This is a genomic window from Bacteroidota bacterium, from assembly GCA_039714315.1.
GTDB lineage: Bacteria > Bacteroidota > Bacteroidia > Flavobacteriales > JADGDT01 > JADGDT01.
Window position 1 is genome coordinate 1 of sequence record JBDLJM010000121.1, and the last position, 9,579, is coordinate 9,579.

The following is a 9,579-nucleotide window of genomic DNA, read 5'->3' on the forward strand; positions in this document are numbered from 1 at the left end:
AAATCATTTCCACCAGCATATCTCCGTCTTCATCAATCGACAGAAGTTTAACTTTTTTCTCCTGATTTATCAGCCCTACATCATACTTAGTTTTTACCTTCACGTAGTTTTCGGTAAATCCGTGCATAAACCCGTCTTTATTATCAGCTTCAAAAATTACACTTTTCTCTTTACCTACCTGACCTTCATAAAAGGCTCTTTTTTTCTTTGCAGATAAACCCCTGAGCATTTTACTTCGTTTGTTACGAACATTCATTGCTACAACTCCATCCATATTCACTGCTTCGGTATTATCTCTTTCAGAATATGTAAATACATGCAGATAAGCTATATTAAGCTCACTCAAATAATTATAAGTATCGATAAAGTATTCATCTGTTTCTCCCGGGAAACCAATTATCACATCAACACCAATTGCAGCATCGGGCATCAGCGACTTAATTTTATCAACCCTCTCGCTATACAACTCTCTGGTGTATCGGCGTTTCATGAGTTTCAACAACTCATTATTTCCCGATTGTAACGGAATATGAAAGTGAGGCACGAAGGAATTTGATTCAGCTACAAATTCAATAGTTTCATTTCTCAATAAATTTGGCTCAATCGATGATATTCTTACTCTGGCCAAATCATCAATCTTATCTAATTCCTGTACTAAATCGAAAAATGTGTTTTTGTGTTTTTTATCACCAAACTCCCCTTTTCCGTAATCGCCGGTATTTACACCTGTAAGAACAATTTCTTTAATTCCGCTTTCGGTAATTTCTTTGGCACTGTTTATTACATTTTCCAATGAATCTGATCGGGAAATTCCACGCGCCAGGGGTATAGTACAATAGGTACATTTATAATCACAACCATCCTGAACCTTCAAAAATGCACGGGTTCTGTCGCCTATCGAATATGAGCTGTCAAAAGTATTAACCTCCGAAATTTCGCATGAATGAACTTCTCCAAAATCTTTTTTTACAAGATCGTTCAGGTAATCAGTTATTTTAAACTTTTCATTAGCTCCCAAAACCAAATCTACCCCATCCAAAGCAGCCAGTTCTTCAGGCTTTAACTGGGCATAACACCCTATCCCTACAATAAATGCTTTTGGATTTACCTTCAATGCCGATCTTACTATTGTTTTGAATTTCTTATCAGCATTATCAGTTACCGTACAAGTATTTATTACATATATATCGGCAAATTCTTCGAAGCCAACTTTCTCATAACCTTCTTTTACGAATTGTCTTGATATTGTTGATGTTTCAGAAAAATTAAGTTTACAGCCAAGTGTATAAAACGCAACCTTTTTATTATTCATTTCCCGTATTCTCTTTACAAATAATTTGGTGACACTTAATGTGTTGCCAAATTTCAGGCGGCAAATTTATTACATTCTTTTTTAATAAAACCAACTTTTATAGCTAAATTAGGTCGTTAAGATAATTATTTGATTAAATTTGCAATACTACGAGGAAAGTTATCTCACCAATTAACTTCTTCTTTAACATACACATAAGCACGATTTATACACCCGTGTAATTTGCACTAAATTAGGTTAAAACACGAAATAAACATATAGATGGAATATAATACTGACAGATCAAAATTGATCATACCTGAATATGGGAGAAACGTTCAAAAAATGGTTAATTATTGTCTAAGTCTTGAAGATCGTGATTCGCGAAACGATACTGCAAAGGCCATTATTGAAGTTATGGGAAACCTTAACCCCCACCTTAGAGATGTACCGGATTTTAAACATAAATTATGGGATCAGCTTTTTATCATGGCTGATTTTAATCTGGATGTAGATTCTCCTTATGAAATTCCGGAAAGAGAAACATTTACGAAAGCTCCGGATATACTTTCTTATCCAAAGAAAAGTAATAGATATCGCTTTTACGGTATAAACCTCAGACTGATGATTGAAGAGGCTTCTCAGCGTGAGGATAATGAAGAAAAAGAAGCTCTGATAATGGTTCTGGCTAACCACATGAAAAAAAGCTATTTAAACTGGAACAGGGATGTTGTTGATGACGAAACTGTTTTAAAGCACCTATACGAACTTTCAGGAGAAAAAATAGACTTAAGAAATAAAAATATTACCCTTACATCCTCTTTAGATTTACAAAAAAAGCGTAAATCAACCTATACGGACAACAAGGGAAAATCTAGCTATGGTCATAGCCGTGGTCACAGCCAAAACAACTCACAACACAGAAACAGAAAGTAATGAATACTTTTCAGATAGAAGGCGGAATTAAACTTAAAGGGGAAATTACTCCTCAGGGAGCCAAAAACGAAGCTTTACAAGTATTATGTGCAGTATTGCTTACTCCTGAAAAAGTTACAATAAGTAACATTCCCGATATTTTAGATGTCAATAAGCTTATAGATATTCTAAGCGATTTAGGGGTGAAAATTCAAAAAAACAAAGCGGGAGAATATACCTTTCAGGCAGATGAGATTAATCTTGACTATATAGAGTCTGATGAGTTTAAGCTAAAAGGGACTGGTATACGTGGTTCTATAATGATAGTAGGTCCTCTATTAGCACGATTTGGCAAAGGATTTATACCTAAACCGGGAGGTGACAAAATAGGTAGAAGACGTCTTGATACTCACTTTGATGGATTTAAAAACTTAGGTGCCAAGTTCAGATTCAACGAAGAGGAATCTTTTTACGGAGTTGAAGCCGATAAACTTATCGGTACATACATGCATCTTGATGAAGCTTCAGTAACAGGAACTGCAAATATCCTGATGGCAGCAGTTTTAGCCGAGGGAACAACTACTATATATAATGCGGCAAGTGAACCTTATTTACAGCAACTTTCAAAGTTGCTTAACAATATGGGAGCTAAAATTTCCGGTATTGGTTCAAACCTGTTGGTAGTTGAGGGAGTGAAAAAAGAAGATTTAAAAGGTGCTAATCACAGAATATTGCCTGATATGATAGAAATTGGATCATATATAGGCATGGCAGCGCTTACGAAATCTGAAATTACCATTAAAGATGTTAGCTGGAATGACCTCGGACTGATACCCTCAGTATTCAGAAAGCTTGGAATTAAACTGGAAAGACAAGGAGACGATATTTTCATTCCTTCTCAGGAATCATACGAAATACAAAGCGATATTGACGGGTCAATATTAACGATATCTGATGCTCCCTGGCCGGGATTTACTCCGGATTTATTGAGCATAGTCCTTGTTACGGCTACTCAGGCAAAAGGTTCGGTACTGATTCACCAAAAAATGTTTGAAAGCAGACTGTTCTTTACCGATAAACTTATAGATATGGGAGCTAAAATTATTCTTTGCGACCCGCATAGAGCTTCGGTAATCGGAATGAATCATGAATATCAGTTAAGGGCTACTACAATGACCTCTCCCGATATCAGAGCAGGAGTTTCGCTTTTAATTGCAGCTCTGTCGGCAAAAGGAACAAGTACTATCCACAATATTGAACAAATAGACAGGGGCTACGAAAGAATAGATGAAAGATTAAGAGCTCTTGGAGCTAAAATTGTGAGGATAAATTCATAATTACACATACAATAAAACAAGTCGGAATTTTGTTAATAATATTTCTGACTTGTTTTATCTCTTTTACCAATATTCCACACTCCAATAAAAAGAAGAAAAACTATTGAAATGGCAATTATTGTGAATTTTACCATGGCAAAGTAATATGCTATAAGAGAATATTTAGGTTCCAAATTACCTAAGTACAACTTTATCATGGCATAATTCTCAATTGCATCTGAAAAACCGGCCACAATCATTAATACCACCAGAACAGTCCCAAGCAATTTCACTATTTTGTTTCCCGTCCTTATTGATAATTTTTTCAGTAAAAGAATAAGCAAATAAGTATAGGAAAACATAAACAGATAGTCGAAACCTAGACTTAACCCAGCATACAACAATGCTTTATCATCCCACGATTTAAGTATTGCAATTGATGTTTCCAGATCTTTTGCCAATTCAAATGAAACTATTCCATTGCTTGCTATCTCATTTTTCAATGGTGCATCAAAAACCCTCATTACTACTATTGAAAATATAGTGAGAATTAGAAATAAAATTATTTTTTTTGACATATATGGTTTTATTTGAACTTTAAAAAAAACACTATATCTAAAATAAAAATAACCGCAAAGGTCTACTGAGTTTTTCACAGAATCCGCAGAGCTTTTTACTAAAAAACTCTGCGAAACTTTGCGCTAAACTTTGCGACACATTGCGGTTAACAAAATTAATATATTCTGTACAGAAGACTCTTACTTGTCACTACCAAGAATAATCGGCAGACCACCATCTCCTCCACCAATTACAATTACTTTTGAATTTGGAGATTTAGACAGCTCTATAGTTGCTTCAACACCTTTATCCTGAAGAATCTTATCGGTTAGTGATGCGTTTAGAATCTTATTTGCTTTTGCTTTACCTTCAGCATCAATCCTTCTCTTTTCTGCTTCCTGAGTAGCTTTTTGCAAACGGAACTTATATTCCAGAGCTTCCTGCTCCTGCTTCAACTTTGATTCAATTGCATTTTTGATCGTCGGTGGAAGAACCACGTCCCTTACCAAAACCTCATTTAACTGAACATATTGTTCTGCAAGAATTTTTTGTGTCTCTACAAATATTTCTTCCTGAATAACATCTCTTTTCGATGAATAAATTTGTTCAGGCTCATAACGGCCAATAACACTTCTGGTTGCCGATCTTATAGAAGGACGGACTACCCTATTCAAATAACCCTGACCAATTTTTTGGTGAAGCTTTCCTAAACCATCATACTCTGGCATATACCAAGCCGAAAGCTCAACCGAAATATCCAGTCCGTTTGATGATAACACCTTCATTTTTTCTCCCACTTCCTGTTGACGAACTTCATAGATAAACATTTTATTCCATGGTGCTATGAAGTGAAACCCTTCAGAATAAGTATTTTCTATATCTACCCCTGAACCAAATGTTCTAAATAAAACACCTCCCTCACCGGAATTTATTGTGACGGTCATCCTTGACCAGAAAAGAATTAAAACCAATAAACCTGCCCCTATAAGAACAATCATAAAGGAAAATTTATTTCCTAAATTCATTTGAGGTCCCTGATTGTGTGGTTCATTACCAAAAGAATTCATATAATTAAAGATTTGAAATTAGTATACAGTAATTTATTAGGCTAATATAATCCATTTCGCCTTCTAAGTAACCATTCTGCACCTAAAATTAATGGTAATAGTAAAAAGAAGTACCATTGTTCCAAAATATTCCTAAATTCCTTATTAGTGTATAATACACTCTCAACTCCACCCTTCAGTTTTTCTATTAAGGAATCAAAATTTCCGGTATTGTAATACTCACCTCCCTGTAAAGAAGCTATATCTTTTAGAAATTCTATATTCTGCTTCTTTGCGAACTTCTCTATATTAATATCATCTACTGCCAGATTAATTGTATCGAAATACTTTTTATTGATATAAACCTTCAATGAATATTTTCCTTTTGGCAATTGCCCCAAATTAAGGTAATATTCGTTCTGATCCTTAATAAAGTCAATATTCTTATTATTTCCATCAATATTGATTTTGGCAAAAGCTTCTACACTTTTAACAACTGAATAAGTATTTACAAGCTTTATTTTAATATCCTCTCTATCAGAATAACGATCTTTATATACAATATTAAATTTATCGATGAATTTTAACAATTCTACTTCCTTAATAAGAGTTTCGAAAAAAGCACCGACAATCTCTTTATCATTTCCGGCCTCCTGCAAATTAAACTTCCATAATTCATTCAATTGAATTATAATAGCCTTTTTATCTTCCAGAAGTTCTATCGATTTAAGGTAGTCCTGATCTATATTAGCATAGGCAACATCACCCGACAGATTTTTAGTTTCCCCTATTCTATTGATTTTTTTCGAAGAAACAATAATGACTGGTACCTCTATCCCTTCAATAGTTTTTTCGCCAAAATCAACTACAAAGTCATATTTATTTACCGAATCTATTGATATTGTTTTTTTTGACAAAAACACCCTGTAATTTCGTTCAACTAATTCTCTTTTAAACAGGGATATGTCGGGATGTGGAAAATCGTAATTAATCAACACTTTCCCTTTATCGGTAACAAATTCAATATTGAAATACTTTTCTGTAAATACTTTTAATTCTCCTGGTGATGATAATTCTATTTTGAATTGTCGATTTCCTGATTTATCCGATTTTAAAAAAATTGAATGTCTGTGACTTTGCTTTATTTCCGAATTTTGATGATGAATAATTTTTTCTGAATAAATAATTCTATCTCCATCTAAAACCTTTAAAATAATCGGTTGATCGATATTTTCAATTTCGTAGAAAATCTCAACCGGAAAATTATTACCCGCTACTACCCTTTTATTGAAATGTAATTTCGACAAGTTAACTTTTGACGTTAAAGCCGTATCTCCTACACCTATTATATTTATAGAATATTTTTTTTCCCTTTTAAATACAGCAGAATTACCTTCATTTACATTGCCGTCACTAATCAATATTACCTTGTCTCCTTCATCGAGAATCAAATCCAGATTTTCCTCCAGATCCTGAAAATTGCTTACTTTTTGATTAAATCTTAGTGTATCTGCTTCGCTTACTGCTTCGCCAAAACCCAGTGATTTAATATTGTAACCGTTCGATAATTCAGACTCCTTTAAGTTAAAATATATTTCATTTAATTTAGATTCATCCTCATTGAAAATCATCGACTCCGATGTATCGAAAGCCAGAATCAACTTTGATTTACTCTTATTTTCTATTGTTGATGAAATTGATAATTTACCAATTGCAAGAAGGATAATCAATAAAGCTAAAAAACGCAAAAACGCCATGAAAATAAACTTCCATGACGTTTTTATATTTTTCCTATACAATAAATAAGACAATACCACAGCAATCAAAACTGATAATAAAATATACCAAATTGGATACTCGTATGTCATGTTTATTTGAAATGAAAAGTTTAAAGTTTAAAATTAAATAATCTTTAACCAACTTTAATCTTTTGTCTTTAATCTTTTGTCTTATTCTAAGTCAACATTCCTCCATCAACATTAACTACCTGACCGGTAATATACGAAGATAGATCAGAGGCAAGGAATAAAGCTAAATTTGCAACATCTTCGCCTGTACCTCCTCTTTTCAAAGGAATAGCATTACGCCATTCGGCTACCATTTTATCATCAAGAGCGTCAGTCATCTCAGTTTCGATAAACCCGGGAGCAATTACATTTGCCCTGATATTTCTCGATCCTAATTCAAGAGCAACAGATTTAGTAAAACCAATAATTCCCGCTTTTGATGCAGAATAGTTAGCCTGTCCTGCATTACCTTTTACACCTACAACCGAGCTCATATTTACGATAGAGCCTTTGCGTTGTTTCAACATGGTACGCTGAACAGCCTTAGTAAGGTTAAATACCGACTTAAGATTTATTCTTATTACTTCGTCCCACTGCTCTTCCGACATTCTCATCAAAAGATTATCACGTGTGATACCGGCATTGTTGATTAAAACATCAATACTGCCAAATTCAGATACTACATCTTTAGCTAACTGCTCTGCAGCAGAATAATCTGAAGCATCAGAGCGAAATCCTTTTATTTTTGTACCGAACTTTCCTAACTCTTGTTCCAATGCCTGTCCCTTTTCTACTGACGACAGGTAAGTAAACGCAATATTCGCACCATTTTTTGCAAATACTTCTGCTATTTCTCTTCCTATTCCCCTTGAAGCTCCTGTAATAATAACAGTCTTACCTTCTAATAATTGCATAATCTATATTTTATTAATACTTGTTTGTTTCAATTTTAAATAAAACCAAATATACATCAAAATGCACTATGAAATCTTTGTCTTTTCAATTTTATCTTCTTTAAAAAATAGTCCCGTAGCTACAGCTATACAACGATTTTTATAAATTGTTAAAATCAAAAATACTTTGATTTTAACAGTGCATTAGCTGCGCTGAACCAAAAGGTTTCTGAAAATACATTTGGTTTAACAAAGATATTAATTGTCGAAAAAGTCAGAAGCTTTAATTAGTTTTTTTTAGAAGACTCCCCTATCCCGATATGAAATACCCGGATTCCTTGACAAGCAGATAGAATTTTCAAGTAAGACTTAAGAATATTTTTCCCTTAATTTTATAAGAATAATAGATTTGATTCTTGTTTTATAAGAATATAAATAAAATATTTTCTTGTTTTATTAATTTTTATTTGGATTATAATATATTTATTATATATATTTGGGGTATAATTATTCATCAATCATTAAATGATAGACAGAACTCTAGAAAATATAATCGCAGAAAAAGCCTTTAAAAAGAGGACTACTATCATTTCCGGACCACGTCAAACCGGGAAATCAGCACTTGTAGATTCAATCTTATCAAAAAGCAGAAGAAAAAGTGTATTGATAGATGCAGGTGACCCAATGATAAAATCTCAATTGGAAAACTTAAATATTGAGGCGATTAAGCGCATTTTGGGCAGAACCAAACTACTGGTTATAGATGAAGCCCAAAAAGTGACAAATATCGAATCAGTATATAAATTGATAAACAAAACTCTGCCGAATGTCAGAGTAATTATAATTTCAACTTTAAATCCAAATAAAAATGGTAACAATTCTATTAGCAACGATGTTAACAGTTACGAGTTATACCCTATTTCATATAATGAACTAACTGAAAACATTGGGAGAGACGGTGCAAGATCACAATTAAAGCACCGACTTATTTACGGAATGTATCCTAAAGTGATAAGCAGTAAAACTCCGGAAAAAAGAAATTTAATCGAGATCATAAATAACCACCTATATAAAGATATTCTCGAAACCGATGGTATTAGAAAACCGAGTATCATCATTAAACTGTTAAAGAAGCTAGCGCTGCAGGTAGGTAAAGAGATTAACCTCGCAGAGTTATCTGATTTGATGGATATCGACAGAAAAACCATAGACAACTATATATCCAAATTAGAAGAAGCCTATGTAATATTCAGATTGCAACCATTAAAGAGAAACCTCAAGAACGAAATCGGGAAATTTCACAAAATCTATTTCTACGATAACGGCATTCGAAATGCCCTGCTATCGGCCTTCAATCCAATTGACTTGAGGAATGATGCAGATGCACTTTGGGAAAACTTTCTGATGTCGGAAAGAATTAAGCAACAGAATTATTCTCAAAACAGCAGTAATAAATTTTTCTGGCGTACACATGCCCGTCAGGAAATAAACTATATAGAAGAAGAGGAAAATAGTTTCTCGGCATACGACTTCAACTGGAGTTCGAAGAGAAAGACAAAATTCCCTAAAACATTTATTAACAATTACCCAACATTAAAAGAAAAGATAATTACCCCTGTCAACTACTACGATTTCATCATCAATTAATTGACAGATTCAAAATATTGTTATTGTTATTTTTTACAAATCCAAAATCAAAGTCTCGCGGCCACCTACTGCGGGACTTTACTCTTTTAACCTGAACTTGCTTCAGGTTTGAGAAAAGAAGAAAGA

At 33.5% G+C, this 9,579-nt stretch carries 8 protein-coding genes; 3 read left to right on the forward strand and 5 right to left on the reverse strand.

Annotation, left to right across the window (positions count from 1 at the left end; all coding sequences use genetic code 11):
• Positions 1–1,312 (reverse strand): tRNA (N(6)-L-threonylcarbamoyladenosine(37)-C(2))-methylthiotransferase MtaB (gene mtaB, locus ABFR62_11065; GenBank protein ID MEN8138960.1); only part of this gene is annotated, 1,312 nt, incomplete at its 3' end.
• Positions 1,313–1,573: 261 nt separating this feature from the next.
• Between mtaB and ABFR62_11070 the strand changes: the two genes are divergently transcribed.
• A complete protein-coding gene (locus ABFR62_11070; GenBank protein ID MEN8138961.1) occupies positions 1,574–2,227 on the forward strand; it encodes a DUF4290 domain-containing protein in 654 nt (217 codons plus the stop codon).
• Positions 2,227–3,543: a UDP-N-acetylglucosamine 1-carboxyvinyltransferase gene (gene murA, locus ABFR62_11075; GenBank protein MEN8138962.1), complete on the forward strand. Its 1,317-nt coding sequence runs from the start codon at positions 2,227–2,229 to the stop codon at positions 3,541–3,543. Before ABFR62_11070 ends, murA begins: the two co-directional genes overlap by 1 nt.
• A 32-nt stretch (positions 3,544–3,575) precedes the next feature.
• Here the strand turns inward: murA and ABFR62_11080 are convergent, their stop codons facing one another.
• The 4 genes from ABFR62_11080 to fabG form a co-directional block, all read right to left on the reverse strand.
• Positions 3,576–4,100 (reverse strand): hypothetical protein, encoded by a 525-nt coding sequence (locus tag ABFR62_11080; GenBank protein ID MEN8138963.1) that lies wholly within the window; start codon positions 4,098–4,100, stop codon positions 3,576–3,578.
• A 180-nt stretch (positions 4,101–4,280) separates the two neighbouring features.
• Complete coding sequence (locus ABFR62_11085; GenBank protein MEN8138964.1) at positions 4,281–5,078, reverse strand: prohibitin family protein; 798 nt, start codon at positions 5,076–5,078, stop codon at positions 4,281–4,283.
• A 110-nt stretch (positions 5,079–5,188) separates the two neighbouring features.
• Positions 5,189–6,994, reverse strand: coding sequence for a hypothetical protein (locus ABFR62_11090; GenBank protein MEN8138965.1), 1,806 nt, complete (start codon positions 6,992–6,994; stop codon positions 5,189–5,191).
• 86 nt (positions 6,995–7,080) lie between these two features.
• Positions 7,081–7,827 carry a 3-oxoacyl-[acyl-carrier-protein] reductase gene (gene fabG / locus ABFR62_11095; GenBank protein ID MEN8138966.1) on the reverse strand — a complete coding sequence of 249 codons (747 nt, stop codon included), beginning with the start codon at positions 7,825–7,827 and terminating at the stop codon, positions 7,081–7,083.
• 504 nt (positions 7,828–8,331) lie between these two features.
• Between fabG and ABFR62_11100 the strand changes: the two genes are divergently transcribed.
• On the forward strand, positions 8,332–9,453 hold the full coding sequence (locus ABFR62_11100) for a DUF4143 domain-containing protein (GenBank protein MEN8138967.1): 1,122 nt from the start codon (positions 8,332–8,334) through the stop codon (positions 9,451–9,453).
• The last annotated feature ends 126 nt before the right edge of the window (positions 9,454–9,579 follow it).

What these genes read in the sequence shown, in the direction of transcription:
- ABFR62_11070 (MEN8138961.1), top strand. Translation starts at nt 1,574, where the DNA reads ATGGAATATAATACTGACAGATCAAAATTGATCATACCTGAATATGGG.
- murA (MEN8138962.1), top strand. Translation starts at nt 2,227, where the DNA reads ATGAATACTTTTCAGATAGAAGGCGGAATTAAACTTAAAGGGGAAATT.
- ABFR62_11080 (MEN8138963.1), bottom strand. Translation starts at nt 4,100, where the DNA reads ATGTCAAAAAAAATAATTTTATTTCTAATTCTCACTATATTTTCAATA.
- ABFR62_11085 (MEN8138964.1), bottom strand. Translation starts at nt 5,078, where the DNA reads ATGATTGTTCTTATAGGGGCAGGTTTATTGGTTTTAATTCTTTTCTGG.
- ABFR62_11090 (MEN8138965.1), bottom strand. Translation starts at nt 6,994, where the DNA reads ATGACATACGAGTATCCAATTTGGTATATTTTATTATCAGTTTTGATT.
- fabG (MEN8138966.1), bottom strand. Translation starts at nt 7,827, where the DNA reads ATGCAATTATTAGAAGGTAAGACTGTTATTATTACAGGAGCTTCAAGG.
- ABFR62_11100 (MEN8138967.1), top strand. Translation starts at nt 8,332, where the DNA reads ATGATAGACAGAACTCTAGAAAATATAATCGCAGAAAAAGCCTTTAAA.